The 20,393-nt window shown below is 40.0% G+C and carries 18 protein-coding genes; 12 read left to right on the top strand and 6 right to left on the bottom strand.

Annotated elements, in window-relative coordinates:
• Window positions 1–180: 180 nt before the first annotated feature.
• Window positions 181–1,701 carry a C-3',4' desaturase CrtD gene (gene crtD / locus V7L20_RS09815; protein WP_334743888.1) on the top strand — a complete coding sequence of 507 codons (1,521 nt, stop codon included), beginning with the start codon at window positions 181–183 and terminating at the stop codon, window positions 1,699–1,701.
• Window positions 1,702–1,771: 70 nt separating this feature from the next.
• Here crtD and V7L20_RS09820 read toward each other — a convergent pair whose 3' ends face one another.
• A complete protein-coding gene (locus tag V7L20_RS09820; RefSeq protein ID WP_334743889.1) occupies window positions 1,772–2,116 on the bottom strand; it encodes a hypothetical protein in 345 nt (114 codons plus the stop codon).
• A gap of 750 nt (window positions 2,117–2,866) precedes the next feature.
• Between V7L20_RS09820 and V7L20_RS09825 the strand changes: the two genes are divergently transcribed.
• The 3 genes from V7L20_RS09825 (at window position 2,867) to V7L20_RS09835 (ending at window position 4,989) form a co-directional block, all read left to right on the top strand.
• The gene (locus V7L20_RS09825) at window positions 2,867–3,070 is read left to right on the top strand and encodes a hypothetical protein (RefSeq protein WP_334743890.1); all 204 of its coding nucleotides are present in this window, start codon (window positions 2,867–2,869) and stop codon (window positions 3,068–3,070) included.
• Between the two features lie 194 nt (window positions 3,071–3,264).
• Window positions 3,265–4,371, top strand: a complete 1,107-nt coding sequence (locus tag V7L20_RS09830) for a saccharopine dehydrogenase family protein (RefSeq protein ID WP_334743891.1) — start codon at window positions 3,265–3,267, stop codon at window positions 4,369–4,371.
• A 228-nt stretch (window positions 4,372–4,599) separates the two neighbouring features.
• On the top strand, window positions 4,600–4,989 hold the full coding sequence (locus tag V7L20_RS09835; protein WP_334743892.1) for a hypothetical protein: 390 nt from the start codon (window positions 4,600–4,602) through the stop codon (window positions 4,987–4,989).
• A 188-nt stretch (window positions 4,990–5,177) separates the two neighbouring features.
• Here V7L20_RS09835 and V7L20_RS09840 read toward each other — a convergent pair whose 3' ends face one another.
• The gene (locus V7L20_RS09840) at window positions 5,178–6,476 is read right to left on the bottom strand and encodes a cation:proton antiporter (protein ID WP_334743893.1); all 1,299 of its coding nucleotides are present in this window, start codon (window positions 6,474–6,476) and stop codon (window positions 5,178–5,180) included.
• Window positions 6,477–6,943: 467 nt separating this feature from the next.
• Between V7L20_RS09840 and V7L20_RS09845 the strand changes: the two genes are divergently transcribed.
• On the top strand, window positions 6,944–7,213 hold the full coding sequence (locus V7L20_RS09845; protein WP_100900343.1) for a hypothetical protein: 270 nt from the start codon (window positions 6,944–6,946) through the stop codon (window positions 7,211–7,213).
• 125 nt (window positions 7,214–7,338) lie between these two features.
• Complete coding sequence (locus V7L20_RS09850; protein WP_334743894.1) at window positions 7,339–7,710, top strand: hypothetical protein; 372 nt, start codon at window positions 7,339–7,341, stop codon at window positions 7,708–7,710.
• Between the two features lie 161 nt (window positions 7,711–7,871).
• Here V7L20_RS09850 and V7L20_RS09855 read toward each other — a convergent pair whose 3' ends face one another.
• The gene (locus V7L20_RS09855) at window positions 7,872–8,165 is read right to left on the bottom strand and encodes a hypothetical protein (protein WP_334743911.1); all 294 of its coding nucleotides are present in this window, start codon (window positions 8,163–8,165) and stop codon (window positions 7,872–7,874) included.
• A gap of 121 nt (window positions 8,166–8,286) precedes the next feature.
• Window positions 8,287–9,516 carry a substrate-binding domain-containing protein gene (locus V7L20_RS09860; RefSeq protein WP_334743895.1) on the bottom strand — a complete coding sequence of 410 codons (1,230 nt, stop codon included), beginning with the start codon at window positions 9,514–9,516 and terminating at the stop codon, window positions 8,287–8,289.
• 638 nt (window positions 9,517–10,154) lie between these two features.
• Between V7L20_RS09860 and V7L20_RS09865 the strand changes: the two genes are divergently transcribed.
• Window positions 10,155–11,138: a WG repeat-containing protein gene (locus tag V7L20_RS09865; protein ID WP_334743896.1), complete on the top strand. Its 984-nt coding sequence runs from the start codon at window positions 10,155–10,157 to the stop codon at window positions 11,136–11,138.
• 455 nt (window positions 11,139–11,593) lie between these two features.
• Entirely contained in the window at window positions 11,594–12,688 is a 1,095-nt protein-coding gene (locus tag V7L20_RS09870; protein ID WP_334743897.1) for an NAD/NADP octopine/nopaline dehydrogenase family protein, read from the top strand.
• Between the two features lie 192 nt (window positions 12,689–12,880).
• On the opposite strand, the gene V7L20_RS09875 is transcribed toward V7L20_RS09870, so the two are convergent.
• Window positions 12,881–15,283 (bottom strand): FAD-dependent oxidoreductase, encoded by a 2,403-nt coding sequence (locus V7L20_RS09875; protein ID WP_334743898.1) that lies wholly within the window; start codon window positions 15,281–15,283, stop codon window positions 12,881–12,883.
• A 525-nt stretch (window positions 15,284–15,808) separates the two neighbouring features.
• On the opposite strand from V7L20_RS09875, the gene V7L20_RS09880 reads away from it, so the two are divergent.
• Window positions 15,809–16,345, top strand: coding sequence for a DUF4351 domain-containing protein (locus V7L20_RS09880; RefSeq protein ID WP_442943521.1), 537 nt, complete (start codon window positions 15,809–15,811; stop codon window positions 16,343–16,345).
• A 516-nt stretch (window positions 16,346–16,861) separates the two neighbouring features.
• On the opposite strand, the gene V7L20_RS09885 is transcribed toward V7L20_RS09880, so the two are convergent.
• Window positions 16,862–18,277 carry an NAD(P)/FAD-dependent oxidoreductase gene (locus V7L20_RS09885; RefSeq protein ID WP_334743899.1) on the bottom strand — a complete coding sequence of 472 codons (1,416 nt, stop codon included), beginning with the start codon at window positions 18,275–18,277 and terminating at the stop codon, window positions 16,862–16,864.
• A gap of 101 nt (window positions 18,278–18,378) precedes the next feature.
• On the opposite strand from V7L20_RS09885, the gene V7L20_RS09890 reads away from it, so the two are divergent.
• From V7L20_RS09890 to V7L20_RS09900, 3 genes are all read left to right on the top strand, one after another.
• Window positions 18,379–18,813 carry a hypothetical protein gene (locus V7L20_RS09890; RefSeq protein ID WP_334743900.1) on the top strand — a complete coding sequence of 145 codons (435 nt, stop codon included), beginning with the start codon at window positions 18,379–18,381 and terminating at the stop codon, window positions 18,811–18,813.
• A 344-nt stretch (window positions 18,814–19,157) separates the two neighbouring features.
• On the top strand, window positions 19,158–19,565 hold the full coding sequence (locus V7L20_RS09895; protein ID WP_334743901.1) for a hypothetical protein: 408 nt from the start codon (window positions 19,158–19,160) through the stop codon (window positions 19,563–19,565).
• Window positions 19,566–19,586: 21 nt separating this feature from the next.
• The gene (locus tag V7L20_RS09900) at window positions 19,587–19,964 is read left to right on the top strand and encodes a hypothetical protein (RefSeq protein WP_334743902.1); all 378 of its coding nucleotides are present in this window, start codon (window positions 19,587–19,589) and stop codon (window positions 19,962–19,964) included.
• Window positions 19,965–20,393 lie beyond the last annotated feature (429 nt).

A 20,393-nucleotide genomic window follows, 5' to 3' on the forward strand; every position in this document is an offset into this window, starting at 1 on the left:
GGGGAGATTAAGGGGAGTAATTCGACTTGTGTGTACACCATAGCTCCTAAAAGGAGAGAAGTTTTAAATCTTATTCCCCAACGCTACAAGGGTTGGGGTTGGGGGTTAGGTCTCTATTTAACTTTGAGATTAAGGTAGAATTATAAGTAAAAGTATTAAGAATTTTAAATAAACTAATCAATGTCCAGCATTTTTCTTGACAAAAGTAACTCTCATGTCGTCATTATTGGTGCAGGAATAGGTGGACTGACTGCTGGAGCATTATTAGCTCATAGAGGTTACAGCGTCTTAATTTTGGAGCAGGCCCTTGTACCAGGAGGCTGTGCTTCGACGTTTAAACGGCAGGGATTTACCTTTGATGTAGGTGCAACTCAGGTGGCGGGGTTGGAACCAGGGGGAATTCACCACCGCATTTTCTCCGAATTGTCAATAGATTTACCGCCAGCAACGCCTTGTGATCCTGCTTGTGCGGTGTATTTACCTGGGGAAAGCACACCGATTAATGTCTGGCGCAACCAAGAGAAATGGCAAGAGGAACGACAAAAACAGTTCCCCGGTAGCGAACCGTTTTGGCAATTGATGGCAACTTTATTTGATGCCAGTTGGGAATTTCAAGGACGCGATCCGGTGCTACCACCACGTAATTTATGGGATTTGTGGCAACTAACGCAAGCGGTACGTCCCAGTACATTAATCACTGTACCCTTTACGTTGTTTACGGTAGAAGATGCTTTACGGTTGTGTGGACTGGGAAATAACCAACGACTAAGAACTTTTTTAGATTTGCAACTGAAGTTGTATTCTCAAGTTAATGCAGAACAAACAGCATTACTCTATGCAGCCACAGCGTTGAGTGTATCCCAACTGCCCCAAGGATTGTTTCACCTCCAGGGAAGTATGCAAGTATTAAGCGATCGCCTGGTACAATCTTTAGAAAGAGATGGCGGCAAATTGTTGATGCGCCACACTGTAGAACAAATCAAAGTAGAAAACGGTAAAGCTACTGCTGTTGTAGTTAGAAATCAAAAAACTGGCGAAGTCTGGACAGAAGCCGCCGACCATATAGTTAGCAATGTCACCGTGCAAAACTTGGTACAGTTATTGGGAGAACAAGCGCCATCTGGATATAAAAACCGGGTGGAAAAATTGCCCCAAGCATCGGGCGCGTTTGTGGTGTATTTGGGTGTAGATGGCAGCGCGATTCCGCCTGAATGCCCTCCCCACCTGCAATTTATGTACGATGTCAATGGCCCCATTGGCGAGAATAATTCTTTATTTGTTTCCGTCAGTCATCCTGGAGATGGCCGCGCACCGGAAGGGAAAGCGACAATTATTGCTTCTTCGTTTGTCGATCCTGCACAGTGGTGGCAGACTGAAGATTATGAAGGACTAAAAGAAAAGTTTACCCAAGAAGCGATCGCTCGTCTTGCCCAATACTTCTATCTCAAACCAGAAACGATTATTCATCAAGAAGCGGCAACACCGCGCACCTTTGCTCATTTCACAGCCCGCGATCGCGGTATAGTTGGCGGTATTGGTCAAAGAATACCCACCTTTGGCCCCTTTGGGTTCGCCAATCGTACACCCATCCAGCATTTATGGTTAGTTGGTGATTCTACCCATCCAGGGGAAGGTACTGCTGGGGTGAGTTATTCGGCGCTAACGGTAGTCAGGCAAATTGAGGCGGAAAAACTAGATTAGGTTCATCTAATTCCGCTATCGTAATTAATTATTAGTGATATCATGTCCGGCTAATTAGTTACAGTATTAATCAGTTTTGATCAAAATCCGTGAGTTGTCCCCCAAATCCGAAGAAGTGTTCGTCTGCCTCGGATGCTCCATGCAGATAAATTCGATTTATTGCGGCTGCCCCCGCACCCTCCAATTGCAGTTTAAATTGCAATTGATTTGCTGCGATCGGTGTAAAAGTCAAAGGATAATTGACTGTGCAGCCTTGTCCGGTGAGCGTCCCATGCAAGACCAGCCCTGTGTTGCTCACTTCGATAGTATCCAGGGTTTGTGCTGCACATGAAGAGATAATTTTGTCTTTCACCGAAAAAGATCCTTCAGGTATGCCAAATTCACTTATATTTGCCTGTCCCGTCGCCGCACCCACAAATGCAACATTCGGGATGCTTGAGAGCAGCCGTTTCGGTTCTGTCGCGTGCCTTACCAGGAGCGCAGGCGTCTGCCCATTTTCGGCAAAAGATAAAACAAAATTTCCGATTGGAAAAGAACCGCTTATATGGGAGGTAAGAGCCGGATTCGTACGCGGTAGATTGAACTGGATCAGTCTATACAGATTTTGGATGACCGACGCTGCAACAAGCACTAAGAAGAAAGTACTGAGTGCTATACCCCACACTTTGATGAACTGATTTCTCGCGCGAGACGCGCGAAATGCAATGACAGCAAAAATGATTGCGCTAATGAATGAAACGAGAAATATTAGAAATTGCATAAAGCATTAATATAAAAATAAGTTGTACAAATAATATTTTTGCCAAAATAAGGGCCTACAAAAATTTTGGCTTGCACTGATCTGCCAAAATGACTCATACATAACCCTGATTTCTCATAAAGAGATAAAAAAGGAGGTCAACAACTGCGAAAAATGCTTATCCTATAAGCATTTCAGCAGCTATAAAGCATGACCCAATATTAACAGCTCGTACATCAAAACAATTCAAATTTTCAGTTGAAAAGTCACATATTCCTGCTACTATACCGCAGTGGTCAATATCTTGTACTGTTATATTTAATGGTGATGCTTTCATGCTTCAAAAATGCAGCATTTACTTCATTTTTAAAAATACAGCATTTTCCGAACGCACCTGCAGAATGTGCGATAGATTAAGGCATACGCTTGGGTTATACGGGCTTGCGTGCTGCAAGAATCAAAAACAAGGGGATGCGTTTTACGCAGATCCTCAATGATAAATCCAGCTTTATTGAGGAGATGGAAATAGTCTTCGACCGTGCGGTGATATTTTTGCACCGTGTCGCCGAGCCAATGCGTGACTCGCAGTCCGGTTGTAAAATAGTCATCGACAATGCTAAAGTACGTTGAAACGCATTGAAATCAAAGAAATTAAGATGCATTGGAGCTGATGGGTTAGACTTCATACTAATTTGCCAACAGTATCCGGTTCTGGGCTTAATGCCAAAACTCCTCCTTCCTTAGCAGGCAAGTCATACTTGTAACCGATGGCAAACAGGACACAAAACTGGTCAAATTAAGTTATTGTTGCGAATGCTGGAGTAATGACAGACAGCGTTTTAATTCTTGGTGGACGAGGGCGGATTGGTAGCAGTGTTGCTCAGGATCTCGCTACCCATACGCAGGCACAAATTACGATTACTGGACGTTCTGCGGAGTTTGGGAAGGCTGTTAGCTTATCTTCAGGAGGACAAGTACAGTTTTTGGTATTGGACTTGGCAGAAGTTGACAAGTTACGAGATGCGATCGCAAACTCTAACTTAGTCATCCACTGTGCTGGCCCATTTCACTATCGAGATACTAATGTTCTTGAAACCTGTATTGCTCAAGGTGTTAATTATGTAGATGTTAGTGACCATCGTTCTTATACCAGCAAAGCTCTCAATTTTAGTGAAAAAGCTGCTGCTGCTGGCGTGACAGCAATTATTAATACTGGCATTTTTCCTGGTATTTCTAATAGCATGGTGCGTCAGGGTGTTGAACAATTTGATAAATCAGAAAAAATCCATTTAAGTTATTTAGTTTCCGGTTCTGGCGGTGCTGGGATTACAGTGATGCGGACAACTTTTCTTGGGTTGCAGTATCCTTTTGAGACTTGGATAGATGGAAAATGGCAGATAATCAAGCCTTATAGTGAAAGAGAAGTAGTTGAGTTTCCACCTCCCTATGGACGCAGTGGAGTTTACTGGTTTGATATGCCAGAAACTTTTACACTGCCCAAAGCTTTCCCATCAGTAAAAACTGTAATTACTAAGTTTGGCTCTGTTCCCGATTTTTACAATCACCTAACTTGGATTGCTGCACATATTTTTCCCAAGTGGCTAATGCAGCGTCGTTACATGATTGAATTTCTGTCTCATGTCAGCCATTCAATGACAGATGTTACTAATAATTTTACTGGAATTGGTGTAGCAGTTCGTTCAGAAGTTACAGGGCAAAAAGATGGTGAAACAGCCGTTTATTGTTCAACTGTAGTGCATGAAAATACAGCAGTAGCTTCTGGTTGCGGCACAGGTAGTATTGCCCAGTTATTGCTAGAAGGTAAACTCAAAAAACCAGGTGTTTTTGCTGTGGAAGAAGCGCTACCAACAAATTTATTTGAAGAAGTAATGCAAAGCCGAGGAATTAAAATTAATCATAGTTGGTTATAAATTAATGCACTTGAGTTAAGCACACTGAGTGAGAATTTCATCCGATTTTACGAAATATTCAAATACAGAGGTGGGGGCGTACAAATGTACGCCCTTACTATAGGTAAAAATTAATATACCTTGCGGTAGAAGTAAAAACTGTACGCAAACACTTAGGATGCCTGTGAGCCTGAAATATTGAATATATTTATACATCACCACGGCTCATAACAATAGGAGCGTTTTTTTGTGCAAAAAATTTTATTAACTTTAAAGCAAGCATTACGTTCAAGCTTTTTGGTTGTTGGTTTAATTATTTTCATCAGCTTGTCAGGTTCTTTCATTTTCGTTCAGCAAGCTAGTTATGCAACTACTCTTGAAGAATTAAAGCTAATACCGCGAGAGTATAAACCAAATTCTCAAGAAAAAATTAATCGTGCTAACGAATATGACCCAGGTGTTGGTGTTCAAGAAGAAGAACGAGAAGAAGCTTATGAGGAAGCAATAAAAGATTCAAAAGACCTTAATACTATAGAGAAGGCTTACGAAAGGAATTTAAAGGCTGAACAAGAAGGAAAGCCCCAAGAAAGTTTTGGTGAAAAAGCTAAAGAAGTTATTGAAAAGGTGACAGGTAAATAGGAAATAGTAAACCTAATCTTTAACTCTTTCCCACCAAGGGACGCAAAGTAAGCTACAAAGCCTCTCTCCAGTTTGACAATCGGGTTTATAAATTTAAATTGTAGGGTGTGTTATGCCAAAGGCTAATGCACCTTAAATTATTGATGGTGTCGTACTCTCGGCGATAATGCACCTTACAAAAATTGCTTTTACTCAAATTCATCTATTGTGGCGCGAGGAGTAATCTTTCTCTCATTAGCAAGATTGCGCTCATACCACTTCATTAATGGAGTTGTACTAATTCCATGCACAATCACCGAAACTACAATAGTAGTGTAAGTTATCCAACCAATTTGTTCGCCTGTTTCACCTTTTAAGTCATGACCAAACGCATAGGCAAGATAATATAAAGAACCAACACCGCGAATCCCAAACCATCCAAATAATAACCGAGTTCCTGGGTGCAAGGTACGGCGATGTGACTCTAAAGGAGGTTTACCTATTGTGCTAATCCAAACTCCTACAGGTCTGATTATCAAGAATAACAAAATTATCACTAACAAAGATTGCCCAGCATACTTGAGCATTGGCTGTAATAACAATATTGAACCCAACAGTAAAATTGTCCCAACTTCCAGCAGCTTTTCAATTTGCTCAACAAATTCCAATTGTGCTAGCGGCTTTTCAGGATTTCTGTAACTGCGTTGAACAACTAACCCAGCAACAAATACTGCTAGAAACCCGTAGCCATTCACCATTTCTGTTAAGGAATAAGTTAGGAAAATTGTGCTAATAGCAACAAAATCTTCCATTAATTCATCAGTAGCACGGCGTTTTTGGATTCTTTGTTCAATCCAAACTATAGATTTGGCAACAACAATTCCCATAACAATACCAGCTGCGATCGCCCAAATTAAATCAACTGCAATCCACTGTTTAAACCAGCTTTCCCAGTGATCATTTTCTAATGCATGAAGACCAAAATAGACGAAGGGAAAAGCTAAAGCATCATTTAACCCACCTTCAGAAGTTAAACCAAATCTCAACTCATCTTGGTCGTTTATATCGGTCAATTGTACTTCTGATGCTAATACTGGATCAGTCGGTGCAAGAATTGCTCCTAATAAAATTGCTTCTCCCCAATTCATTCCTAAAAATAATTTACCCACAACAGCCAAAGCAAAAATTGAAATTGGCATCAGAAATACAATTAATCGGGCTGTAATATCCCAAGTCTTCAACCTTAGAGGACGAACAATTCTTAAGCCGCAACTAAATACAGAAATAATTACTACAAGTTCTGTTATTCTTTCCAGTACTTCGGCATTAAAAACTTCATCTCGACGTAATTGAATCAGCCCAAAGGCGTAAGGACCCAGCAAAATACCAACTAGGAGGTAGATCAGGGCAAAAGAAAGAGGTAAACGAGCAATCCAACCTGACCCTAATGTGACCATTAGTAAAAGTAGACCAATCACAAGTAGGTCAATAATATAGATATCTACCATATAGCGATTTACATAAAAATTAGCCGTTATTTTATAAGTTTAGTTGTAAGAGCGTGGTGTTATAAATTACCTATGGGCAGATTTTCTAAAATTAAAGATTGGGGATTCACACCTACCTGCAAATTTGAGAAGAACACCGCTGTGCGCTTCTATCAATGGTTTATATTTCAATACAGTTCAGTTAGCGTAAAAATAAACTGCGTAGGTTGGGTTGAACTAAGTAAAACCCAACAAACCATTTAAAATGTTGGGTTAACCTGCGGGAAGTCCCTTTGGGTCTACGTTCCTCAATCCAACCTCCGATTCCCCTTAACCCAAGCGTATTGGTCTATATTTCCTACTGTCTCACTCAGATATGACCAATTTAGTACAAATATACTATAATATAGATAGCATTTACAAAGCCGAGCCAAATATATAACGGCTGTGTGAAAACCTTCTGGAAGATGGATTCAAGGGTTAGTTCGATGATGAAGCATTACATTCTCAACCTCAATCCGACTGCCAAGCATGAATGGGATCGGTGTATTTTACGTGACCCGTTGACTGCCAAACGCCCAGACATTGCCAAATTAATTGCTGAAGCGGTTGGTGCTGATACAGGCAGTTATTTAGTGAGCGTAAATATCGAAGTTCAAGTTTTGGAGCAAGCCGCAGTCCCTCAAGCCGAACAACTCTCGCTTTCATTTCCAGAAGTGAGTGTGCCGTCACAACCACAACTGCGGGAAGCGGCTTGAGCTAAAGTGCAAAGTTTAGCAGAAAATAATGCCTGCATAAGCAGGCTTACTTCATGTAGCCGCAGACTTCAGTCTGACGGCTAACAGAATCATGAGTATATTTGACCTGAGAGGAAAATTATTAAATGATGCAACTGAGTCATTATCCAGCTGCAATCGCACAAGCTGCCCAACGGGCTAATGAAATAGACTCTCAGTTGATGGCAGTGCAGCACCAAATTAACCGATTTGAAGGCAATGCGGATCGTGTCGCCGCATTTGAGATGGATTTGAAAAATGATGCTCAACGCAAGGCTCGTCGCTTTGAAGTGCTGCTTGTGAATCAGGAATATCAAAAAGCAATAGACACCCAAATTCGATTAACTGTTGAGAAAGCAAATGCCATCGCTCATTTAGAATATCTGCGTAACCAGTTTAGCGTAGCTAAGTTAGAGGCAAGATTCGCGATCGCTCAACAACTCTCTGATTTAGAATCTCGTGAATTAGTTGGTTTGTAATTACATCCATAAATCCAGATTCAAATCTAGGTTATCCTGCAATCTGACTTTTCCTGTTAAGTCTCTTTTGCAAGCTGCCAACCTTCACTCTTGTCGTGCAATTCCTGGATACCAATGGGTGTATTACAAATGGGACTAAGAAAAGCAAAAACGCTGATCAATTAAGCAGTCTGCAATTGTTTAGGTAATTCTTGCCGGGATTTGGTCAATCTGGGGTATGGTTTGGGGCGGCGTTTGGTAACTCGTGGTTCAGTGCGTGCGGGACGTTCAGGAACTATGGAAGGAGGTAGAGCATTAAATTCATCTTTATTCAATCCTTTTGGACAAGTTTTAGGTTTATACCAAGTAACTAATTTGTCGCAATCTTCAACAATTTTACCTTTTCGCATAGTTGTTATTCGAGATTGATGTTTACGGAATACGGCATCACAGTTAAGATTTTTGATAGTAAACATATCTGCGTAAACAAAAAGCTCTATCCCCTAAAAGCACATCGCACTCATCCATCGTTTCATGGGTGAATTGCTGTAATTCTTACAGAGTATAGCTAATAGCTTTTCTTAGTGCCATTCGACTCTAAATATTTGCTACAACTTCCCCAGTCTTGCTGATGTCATAACCGCCGAGAATTTGTAATTGCGATCGCACTAGCCGATTTCCTAAGATATTGAGAAACTGCTCTACTGGTGCTTCTTCTAAGTATTCTTTGAGAATTACCAAGTCGTATCGCGCACTATGAAGAGGGATAAATCCTAAACCAAAGGTAGCAGCTATGGATGCCGTACTAATACCTGCATCAGCGATTCCTGAAACTATAGATAAAGCAACATCTTGATGGTTGTGAACAATACGATCAAATCTTTTCACAACATCGAATGGCACTCGTTCTTCTTGGAGTTTGCGTTCTAAAAGCATCCGATTGCCAGAACCCACTTCATGGGTGACAACAGTCGCTCCAAATTCTACTAAGTCGGAAACTGTTTTAATTTTCATTGGGTTTCCTGGTGGGACTAACAATCCTTCTTGCCAAATTCCAAGAGTAATCAAGACGGCATCCTTACCTGTTAATACTTTTCGCACAAAGGGAATATTATGTTCCCCAGTTTGGGGATCGTATAAGTGCATCCCTGCAATATGTACCTCACCTCGTTCTAGACTATGCAATGCAGCCATGCTGTGGGCAAAACGATAATGAACTCGTAGCTGTGGATGCCAACGTTCAGTTGCTCTTGCTAAAAGTGAAAGCACAGGTGTACAACCAGCAATCACAACTGTATTGTGTAGTTTGTCTATATCATCTAGAAGCCGAACGGAGAACCTGTCTACCCTTACAGTTGATGCTCCTGTGTTGGAAAGTTCTGATGGTCGGTTTCCTTTGCTCGGACTTTCCGCTACGTCGCTAACGCCACTTCCTGCAATGGGATGGCTGACTGCGACTAGCTCACCATCAGATGGAATCATTTCAAGGCGAAAAGCATCTCTGCCTAATAGGGGATAAGCTATCCATCGATCTCCAATTCGCGCTAGACTAACTTGCGATCGCTGTATATTAGAGGTTGATCCGGCAAGAATTGCCTCAATTTTGGGTAAATCTTCCTCTTCTAGCCAGAATAAGTCTTCTACTTGGCAACCAAGTGCTTTAGCTAAACGTAAACAAATAGTAACAGAAGGCGCACATTGTCCTGTTTCTACAGCAGCAATAGCCTGACGGGTAACACCAACCATATTAGCCAGGTCTTGCTGACTCATGCCCAGACGATTTCTAATTGGCTTTAGGTTATTGCAAATATTTCTATCTTGCTTCATGAGGCTGTATCTCTCTTACAAAAAGCCGTAACAGACACATTTTACTGTCTAAGTAATAGCAAGGGTCTTATAATATGCGTCTTTTATACTGCAAGTCCTGTTAGTGCTTTTGTAATTTTGGGTACATATTGTTAATATACTTATCAGATTTTGTTTTTACGGTAAGTCAAGTAATTTCTGACTTTTTGTTAGTTTGGTACTATGTTTTTATCCTTTTTCAGCAAGTATATCATACATGTAGCCAAAATAATTGCTAAAAAATAAAAAGTTTTCCCTTGAATTTTTTTACAATATAGTGTGCTTATAGCAATTCTCGTTTGAATTAGGGACACGGCATTGCCCATTGGTGTCAACTTAATGTGAAACCCTTGTCAAGATGTGATATTCACTCCTCTGGCTGACCGTCACGATCCGCGTTACCCCACCCCGGTTTTGTCTAAAGCCAAAACCGCTATAACTAGAAATGACCAAATTTCTTAATATGGTAATCTGCTGTATGATACACGCGGAAATTTGAAAACAGAGAAATGAGTCTGAAAAAAGGCAAAATTGGAACTTTGTTTCTCATCAGTCATCTCATCTTCATATCTGGGTGCGCTGGAAGTGGATATATTCCTCCATAAATTTCTTCTGAGCCTGTGAAGTTTTCCATTATCAGCACCAATGATGGTATCGGCTTTATCAATGAAGCTGGTCAAGTAGTTATTAAACAACAGTTTCTAGAAGCACAACCTTTTTCTGATGGCTTGGCGGCTGTAAAGGTTGAAGAACGTTGGGGTTTTATCAATCATAAAGGTGAGTTTGTAATTCAGCCAAAATATACTCGTGTTCAACCGTTTTCAGACAAACTAGCATTAGTTTCTTTAGAAGAAGGATTACCTATCTTTATTGATCAGCAGGGAAACGTGGTAATTGAACCCAAACCAAATTGGAGCTTTGTTGGTGGCTTCAAGGATGGATTAGCTCCTGTAATAGTTAAAAGGAAATGGGGCTTTATTAATACTAAAGGAGAGATAGCTATTGAGCCAAAGTTTGATGGTGTTAGAAGTTTTTCTGATGGCTTGGCATTTGTCAAAGTTGGAGCAGATTATGAAGCATTGGTAGGGTATATCGATCACTCAGGAAAATTATCGGTTCCCTTTGAATCCTTTGAATATAAGGAAGGAACTGACTTTGCCATGAACAGAGCTATAGTTACTACAAATAAGTATAACGACTATATGTTAATTGATCAGACCGGAAAGGTGATAAAAAATCAACTAAGCTTGACTTGTGGTACTGATTTTAAAAGTATTGTCAAGGGAGTTACAGAAGGATTATTACCAGTACGTTTAGAGTTAACTAATCAAACAACAAATTATAATGGATATGGATGTGGTTATATTGATATGCAAGAAAAGATTGCTATTCCCCCTGATCCTAAAATCCAAAAAGCAAAACCCTTTTATGAAGGTTTAGCGGCTGTCCAAATCAAAGGTAAATGGGGCTATATCAATAGAACTGGTTTGAGAGTTATTGAACCAAAATTTAACGGAGTGTCACATTTTACAGATGGACTAGCTTATGTAATAGTTAATGCAGCCAGTCAAGGTTTTATTAACCATTCTGGTCAGTTTGTTTAGCAACCTGTAACTTTTAAATGAGAGCGATCACTCTTACTACTCCCAAGGTGAAGCAATGGTTTTTGCGCTGAAGCACTTCTGGTACATTCAGTCTAATTGCTGTTTCTCCACAGTTTAAGCATTTCACTTTCGCCTGTAAAATTAAGGGTTTGCCTTTTAGCAAAAACAAGGTTTGCTTGATGTCAATACTCCTAAATTGGGAAAGATATTGTCGATATAAAAGTTTTTCTGATTTTATATATTAACGATTTTAAGCCTAAATATTTTTGTGCTACGTATCCGTTGTATCTGTGCTTGTATGTTAACCACCTGTCAGCATACAACGCTTGCAACTTTAAAGCGATATCTACGACAAGTTCGACTACGCACAATTCATACTTGAATTCAGCAACGCCCAGACGAAATTTTTATGCAAGTAGTGAATTTAAGGTATTCCTTTTTATGGTTTTCGGATAATGCTACAAAATAGCTACCTGGTTGTAGGCAGAGGACACATTGGTTTAGCAACAGCTGTCTATTTGAGTACTCAAGGATATAGTGTTTACCTTTTCTCTCGACGTTCTTCTATTGTTGCCCAGACAAGAACCATTCACTCAATTGGATCGGTTTCTCCCGGAAGTTATCGAGTTGCAGCTTGTTCCAACAACATTTATGAGTTGGCGGCACTAAATGGTGGTAAGCTACCACTCAACGTATTGATATGTTGTCGCGGTCAAGACATCGAACCCTACGCCAAGATTTTAGCTGAATATGTCAATCCTCAAATGAACGTTTTGGTTTTCTGTGCTAGTCGCTTTGCAGGTCGGGTTTTTTGTCAGGAACTCCAGAGATTGGGAATAGCTAAGGAACAGTTGCCTGTTGTAGCTGATGTCAACAATACTCCGTTCGTCAGTCGCGGTAATATGGAGGATCGAGTTAAGATTAGCACGCTTACCAACAAGTTTTTTGTGGCGGCTCAGAACCAAACCATGACAAGTCGGATTGTGAGCGCTTACCAAGCTGTCTTTAGTAATTTATGCGCTGCTGGCTCGGTTTTAGAAATTAATCTCAATAAAGTTAATGACATTATCCACCTTCCCCTGCTTCTAACTTCATTAGCTAGATGGGAATCTGGTGAGGATTACAACCCTTATCATAACCTTGGCCCTCGTACTGTTGGACTTATTGACCACCTGGATCGCGATCGCCTAGCAGTAGGTAAAGCACTGCAAGTGCCTAACTTAATTGATATCAAAAGCCACTATCAAATTGCATACGGAACCACGGCATCGTCCCTATATGAACACATGCAGCAGGTTGGAGCTTACTCCAGTACGACGCTGTATAACCCTCATCACCGCTATTTAGTTGAAGATCTGCCTTATGGCTGTTTTCCCCTACAAGTTTTAGCTCGCCTAGCTGGAGTAGAAACACCATTTCTAGATAGTTGCATCACAATCGGAAATAAGTTCCTTGAAATACCTCTGGAGTGGAACGCTGAGTTTCTGGAATTAGATCGGCATCAGCTCATTGACATACTCACCAGGCTTCAGCCACAGGAAAACACTTGACGGTTCACAGCAACTTGCTACTCTTCGTCGTTTTACAATCGCTCTTTGTCCGTTTAAGGTCGTGCCGATGCCCCATGCCCACCATCTCTATATTTCTTACTAAGTCCCGCAATTTAGGCACAAACAGGATGTGGAAAGGGAAAGATGATTCGCGTATGATATTCGCCGTCTACTGACTTTAACTCATCGAACTCACGTTTTCTTAGTATTGTAGAAATTGGTAGAATTGGCTACCTCATAATCCCGTTGAAGAATTGAAAAGTCATGATGGCTCAAAATAATGGCAATGGCAACATCCATCATACTTTGCGATTCATTCAGTTTCTCTTCCAAATAAATATGCCAATAAACTTTCACATCACTTTCGAAAATTGGCTTTTCAATTGTTGTAACAACACCGTCTTGCTTGGGATGAATCGAGTAAGCACTGTACTTCCACTCATTCTTGTCCTTGAGAACAATGTCAGGGGAATCACCAATCTGTAATTGGAGATGTAACTCGTTTAAACGTACCTCCTGATATATGTCAAACATTCTCGATACAAGCTCTCCAGGACTGCGTGCAGCCACTTCCATCAGAATTGGTTCTTCACTACCTTTTTGTAAGAAGAAATCAATATTGATTACACCATTTTGGGGGTAACCGTGTTCTAAACTTTGTAACGTATCATTTGAGAATTGCCAAAGTTTTTGAAATTCTGGATCTTCTTCTCTAACAACAATATTGCCGAGTCGAGCGCCATAAATAAACTCATCATTCGGTCGATAGTGTTTGCAAGCAGCAAAATAACAAGGTTGACCATTTTTCATGACAAGACTTGTATTGTATAGTTTACCTTTAATGAATTCATTGAATTCAAATTCTTGAGATGAATTTACATTGCTGTCACACCAGGCTTTCAACTCATCAATAGTATGAATTCTTTTAGTTTTTTCACTTCCGGCTCCCGTAACTGGTTTGATAAAGATGTGATTACCTAGTTCTTGTTGAACAAAATTTAAGTATGAAACTGGGTCTTTACGGTATTGGTCTTGAGCAAAAATTAGATACTTTGGCACTCGAATTAGGGAATTTTTCAGGGCAGATTTGAGGTAACTTTTATCGGTAAACTGGCGGATCGTTGCTGGGCGATCGCCTTCCAAATTTAAAGCCTCACGCAACTGTGCAGCTAACAACACTGAATACTCATCATTGGTAACAATCCGATTGTTATCCAAAAGTTTATAATCAGTTTGAATCTGTTGATAGGTTTGAATCAGATTTTGCAAATTATAAGGTTCTACTATCTGCACAAGATCCAAGTACTGATACTGGGAGGATACAACCTTACTAAGTCCTCGTCTACTACAGAGTAAAACCAGATTTCTATTATCCGATTGGATATGCTTAAAATCAGTTTCGTAGGGAAGCATATCATGCAGCACAAAAATAGTCTGCTTATTGCTATCTATCTTACTACTATCCAAGGCAGCTGGATTTGACTCCTCATGGAGCATTTTTTGTATTAACTGGAGAATTTCTTGTGCACATCCCCATGACAGAGTTACTCCTGACCCTCCATGTCCATAATTATAAAATACGTGTGTATTTAAAACCCTTTCTACACAAACATTTTCCTCTGTTAATGGTCGTAAACCAGTCCTAACAGGCTCTTTCTCATCTAGTGGGAGTTCTCTTAATTCCTGTAGAAACTCCAAACAGCCATCATACATCTGTCGGATAATTGGAACCTCAAGAGATAAGTTGGTATCCCATTGGTCTTGCTGTGTTAATCCTCCCAAAACTACTAAATCATCCCCTTTAGGAACTATGTAAACGATGTCTTGCTCACTGGAAGAAGATTCTTCGTGGGAAATACAATGAGCCTCCGTCACAACTTTCCCTAAATTCTTAACCCTGACAAGTGCGCCTCTCAAGGGATACATGGAAGTATCTCCTGTAGTTGTGATCGAACCTAGTCCAGTACAATTAACAATTGCCCTTGCATTAAAACGACGAAGTAATTCTTGTTCATTTTCAACCACATTGACAGTGATTTTATCATGGATAATCTTACATCCAATATCCTTTACGTATTGAAGTAACCACTTCATATAAACATCAGTGTTTGTCATCGGAGCCATGTGTTTATAAGCATCTTTTATACCTCCTTGAAAATTTAAATCAATTGTTTGTTTGACAATCTGTAAGCCTCTTTCAAATCCATCAACTTTATCCTTCAACTCATTCATTTTGCGAAGTTCAGTAGGTCGATTTTCTAAAACATCCTTAAAATAGAAATACGCATCCCTTAAATAAATTCCTGTTTTTTCTGAACCAAACTCTGCGTATATTTTTTTGAATTTATTATAAGTAGTCATACACCACTCTTTAGAGCGTTCCAGGGATCTAGGAGATCCATGACGACCACAGACTGCTGGTGGCCATTCCCACAATGCACCTGCTACAACAGAGGTTAAATCTGGAGCAAAACGATCTGCAACAATCACAACACCAAAACCGGCCTCTCTCAAACATATAGCGGTTGTCAGACCACTTACTCCCGCCCCAATTACTAAAATATTTACATCTTTGTCTAGCAATAGATCGCTCATTAAGGATTGTCTCACTTTTTCTCAGTAGAAAACAAATGTATTAGCTTACCCATTAATGATATTAATTCGGGTAATTTTAGGTTGGCTTAGGGTTAATCAATTCTTAGTATTTGGTCTTTCATACGAGTATTACTTAGCAATATTTTTGGGTTAATAACTAAACAGTACTAATAATGAAAAAACGAGTAACTAGTTTGAAGGTGTTTTTAAAATTGGTTCGCTTATTTTCAAAACAGTTAGAAAAAATACGGAATGAAAGAATAAGGATTAAGTGCGTTTATCCCAGATTGCGAACCGACAGGTCAGCGCTTTTGCAGAGCAGACGCTCACACGATCGCTATCGCCAGCATTGTGAATTAATCTTGAGTATTGGTTCACCACTGACCACTATCCAAAAACTTTATTTCTCTTAAATCTTATGAATACATGATTTATCAAAAAAAGAACTCAAGAGTCAGAGTAAAGTCAAGCGATCGCGGTAAAATTATTGAAAATATATGTCATTAATCTTAATTCGTAGTAATTATGACCGTCACGCTGACAGAGAAAGAGGAGCGGGAACTGTGGGCGGAAGCTAATCACAATAGCCCACAACAACCAGAACCAGAGCCATTTACAATCCTTTGGAAAGTACCTAAGCAACTAGCACCGCTAGCAGCAACCACCCAATCCCAAGCTTTATTGCAGCAAGTTGTAAAACGAGTCAATCAAATACAGCCAGAACAACGAGCGGAAATTTCCGCTTATACCCAAATCTTAGCGGGATTAAAATACAAAAAGGACTTGATTAGAAATTTATTTTGGGAGAGTATGATGCGCGAGTCAGTGATTTATCAACAAATCCTTGCCGAAGGGGAACAAAGAGGAGAACAACACGGACGACAACAAGGAGAACGATCGCTCATTCTCCGACTGCTAACTCGCCGCGTGGGAGAATTATCCCAAGAGGTACAATCAAGGATTGTACCTCTCTCTATTGAACAATTGGAAAATCTTGGAGAAGCATTGTTAGATTTTCAGGCGTTCGCAGATTTAGAAACCTGGTTTAGTGGATTAGAGTAACTTGTTCTTCATATACTTTTAGGCGATCGCTTCTCACTACTTCAGTTGTCGGACTTGTGCGACAGTTAAACCCGTTTTCTGGGCGATTGTTTCTTGATCTAATAAATCCAGTAGCGATCGCGCTATCTCTAGTGCCTTGAGTTTTTCTCCTTCAAGTGGCTTACTTCGACTACGCTCAGTACAAGTCGGTACAAGTCGCTCAGTAAATGACTAATCACAACCCTCTCCTGAAGGAGACGCTCTTGCTAGCTTGCTTCCCCAGAGGGGTACATGAGTAAATATACGATTTAAATGCGTAACAGCTTATTAGTTTCTTTGAGTAGTGCGGGAAGACTGTCTTGTTCCTTGCGCGTCTTTTACCGAAGGCAATTATTCTGCTGCACCTGTCGTTGAAAATAAATCTTCAAGTCAAGTGGAACAATTGAATTAACACGCTTAACATCTCAAGAGAAAACCAATTTACAGGTATTGAGAGCAAAGGTTATCTTCATGATGACTTTGTTTTGCTGATGTTAATCAGGAAGTTGCTACCTCGATATCCGTGGTGTAAGATTGCAATTGTGAATGAGGTGTTAATTGAGTGGGAGGGTTAGCAATTTTAGTTGCCAAATCAGTGCTGTTGTTAACAGTTTTTGCTTCTTCCAAAGCTTCTCGACCTGTAATCAATCTAGAGCGACGATTACGAGTAATATAATTCCACGCCCACTGAAATACTACTACTAATTTAGTATCAAACTCGATTAAGAAGTAGATATGAACGACTAACCAAAATATCCAAGCAAGGAAACCTTGGAGTTTAATGAAGCTTAAATCTACAACAGCTAAATTTTTGCCAATCATTGCCAAACTACCTACGTCATTGTAACGAAATTGTGGTAGTATTTGACCTTTAAGGCGTTTTTGAATGAGTTTAGCTACATACTCTCCTTCTTGTTTGGCTACGGGTGCAACACCAGGTAAGGGTTTTCCATCTTGATAAGAGAAGTTGCCTAAATCTCCGATGACAAAGATATTTTTATAACCTTTAATCGTCAAGTCTGGTTCTACAATCACACGTCCAGAGCGATCACACTCTACACCTGTGCGGTTTGCTAAAACTTGCCCCATAGCGGAACCTTTCACACCTGCTGCCCATAATATAGTTTTTGAGGCAATTTCTTCAACTTCCTCGCCTTGCTTGAAAGTAACGATATCATTTTCAATATTCGTCACCCTGGTTTTTGTGTTGACTACCACACCCAACTTTTGCAAGGATACTTTTCCTACTTCTGATAACTGTGATGCCATATGAGGGAGGATGTACTCGCCTCCTTGCAATAACAAAATCTTAGTTTCTGAAGTATCGATATTGCGGAAATCTTCTTTGAGAGTTTTATGTGCCAACTCTGCGATCGCACCCGCTAATTCTACACCTGTAGGGCCACCACCGACAATTACAAAGGTCAACCAAGCACGGCGTAGTTCCGGATCGGTTTCTTTTTCTGCTGCTTCAAATGCCGAAAATATCCGGCGACGCATTTCTACCGCATCTTCAACAGTTTTTAAGCCAGGAGCCAATGGTCTCCAGTTATCGTGACCATAATAGAAATGGTTAGCACCTGTGGCAACAACTAATGTATCGTAGGGTATTGTTCTATCACCTAAAATAACTTCTTGGGTTTCTGGATCGATATCATTTACCTCTCCCAAGAACACATGTGTATTCTTGCTTTTGCGGAATATAGATCGCAATGGTGAGGAAATGTCAGCAGGTGATAGCGTCCCTGTCGCAACTTGATATAAAAGCGGCTGAAATAGGTGAAAGTTACGTTTATCGATGAGAGTAACATTGACATTCGCTTTCTTGAGAGTCTTTGCTGTATACAGTCCACCAAAGCCTCCACCAATGATTACAACCTGATGTGGTACATTCTTCTCAAGTGAAACTACCATAAAAAATATTTCCTTGTGTTAAGAGTCTTGTAACCTTTCTTAACAAAGGTGTAGCAGAATTATGATCTTCATTGCTGTTTATTTAGAACATTTGAAAAATAATGAAAGTAGTCAAAGTTATCTGCCCTTCGGGCGGCTCTATCAGAGGGCAGGAGACAGAAGAAAAAATAAGTGTTAAGCAATACCTTTGCCAAAATAAGAGCCTACAAAAATTTTGGCAAAATTGGCGATCGCACAGGTATTTGTTGGACTTGCACCGTCTCTATTCATGTTTAACATCAGGCGAACAAATATCTGAAATGAAAGCTGGCGATCGCATCGTTAAAATAGATATTGCTTTCAACCCTGCCGATTTTTTACAGAATTATGTTCCAGGATATCTGAGCAATTTACCTCCAAAATTAAGACAACTTCTGGAGTCTCCAGATGCCAAACCTTATTGGGAAAATGATGATATAATCACTTTCCAGATGCAAATAGCACTAGAGCCGCCCAAAAGTAGAAAAGCCCAAGTACACACATCAGCCGAGTATTGAAAAACTAAACAGATTAATCAATACCTTCGCTAAAAATAGAGCTATGTATTTGTCACATCTATCTTAACAAAAAAGTGAAATGATAATTACTTAAATAATCTGGTTTTAACAATTTTAAAATAGCTTTTAATTATTGATTATCGCAGAAAAAAGATTGGTAAAAAAAAGCTACAAAATTATAAAATATTGTATTTATAAAATAATTTTTTCTCTGCTAATCGCTATTTAGTTTGGTTAGATCAATTTAATTGATTAAGAAAATATTATTTCAGCTATATGTACGCTAAGAAGTAGTTTATATTTATTATTAAAATGCTGCAATTTATTGATTAGAGAGTTAACTAGTGACACAAACAACTCAATACGCACACTATATGCAGGCTGACCAACGCCCTAGTACCAAGGAGCCGATAGAACTCTCACCTTTAGTCGGTGACTGGATCAATACTAAATCGGATACTAAGTATTTGGTGCGGGTAGTTCTGACTGAGCAAGACGGTCGCCTGACGTTTCAGGGTTATGGAGCCAACGAACCCAATCCAATTGACTGGGGTAAGGTTGAAGCAGTGCCTTACGCTGCGGGAACTTCACTTATAGCAGCAGGATTCCACGCTTTTTACAAGTTAGACGGGGTTGAGACACATCTGGTGGCAAACCAAAAGTTGGGAATCTTAGTCATCCAGTCATATACCCGTTATGTAGATGGTAGTGGTCGAACCGATCATTTTGCCCGTGAGTTTTATCATCGTTAGTCACAAGAGGAAGATTTCAAGATGGAGCGAAACGAAATTTACGGGAACCAGCCCCAGGACAATGCGATCGATTTCACGCCTTTTTTAGGAACCTGGATAAACTCGAACACAAAGACTAAATGGATCGAGAAATTTATCTTAACCAAGCACAATGAGCAAATTATTATGCACGCTTATGGTGCTGAATCTCTCAAAGATTGGGGTGAGACTGAGGTGACACCGTTTGTAGATAATATCAATGAGAAAGCTTTCAGTGCAAAATTCGATGTCAATTCAGTAGAATCCTTGTTAGCAGCGAACATGAACAAAGGCTTGTGGGTCATTGCTGCGTTTCACAAGTTCAAGGATGGTAGCCAACCCAATTTTCTGTGTCGAGAGTTTTACTATCAAGTGGATTAAAAGAGCTTCACAAGCCTTGCTGTACAAAGAGTCTAGAGTTTAACACCTAAAACACTGCCTACCCATCTAAACGCTGTAACTAAAAGCCTTATCATTATCCATGTTTTCAAGGGACTGGGTGATAAGGGATTTCCAAAAAATAAAATCCTTAGTCAAGAGGAATGATAATAATTGTAGAGGATGGGGAGTTAGAGCTGTTGATCGCAGTCCTAACTCCTTTTTTGTAATAAGTTCAACAATGTATATAGGACTTACGCACTGAAGCCTGAAACCTAGATCCCCCTTAGTCCCCGATACATTGGGAGCACTTTTAATAATACCTTAGCCAATTTATGAGGGGCTAAAGTCTGTGGAAACGGCATGAATCCGTCCTAAAGAAGTAAGCTTGGCAAAAATTTGAGCTAACAAAATAGGGTCAGGCTGTTGGGG

Origin of the sequence: Nostoc sp. (assembly GCF_036916735.1) — a bacterium.
In the GTDB taxonomy this organism is placed as follows: domain Bacteria; phylum Cyanobacteriota; class Cyanobacteriia; order Cyanobacteriales; family Nostocaceae; genus Nostoc.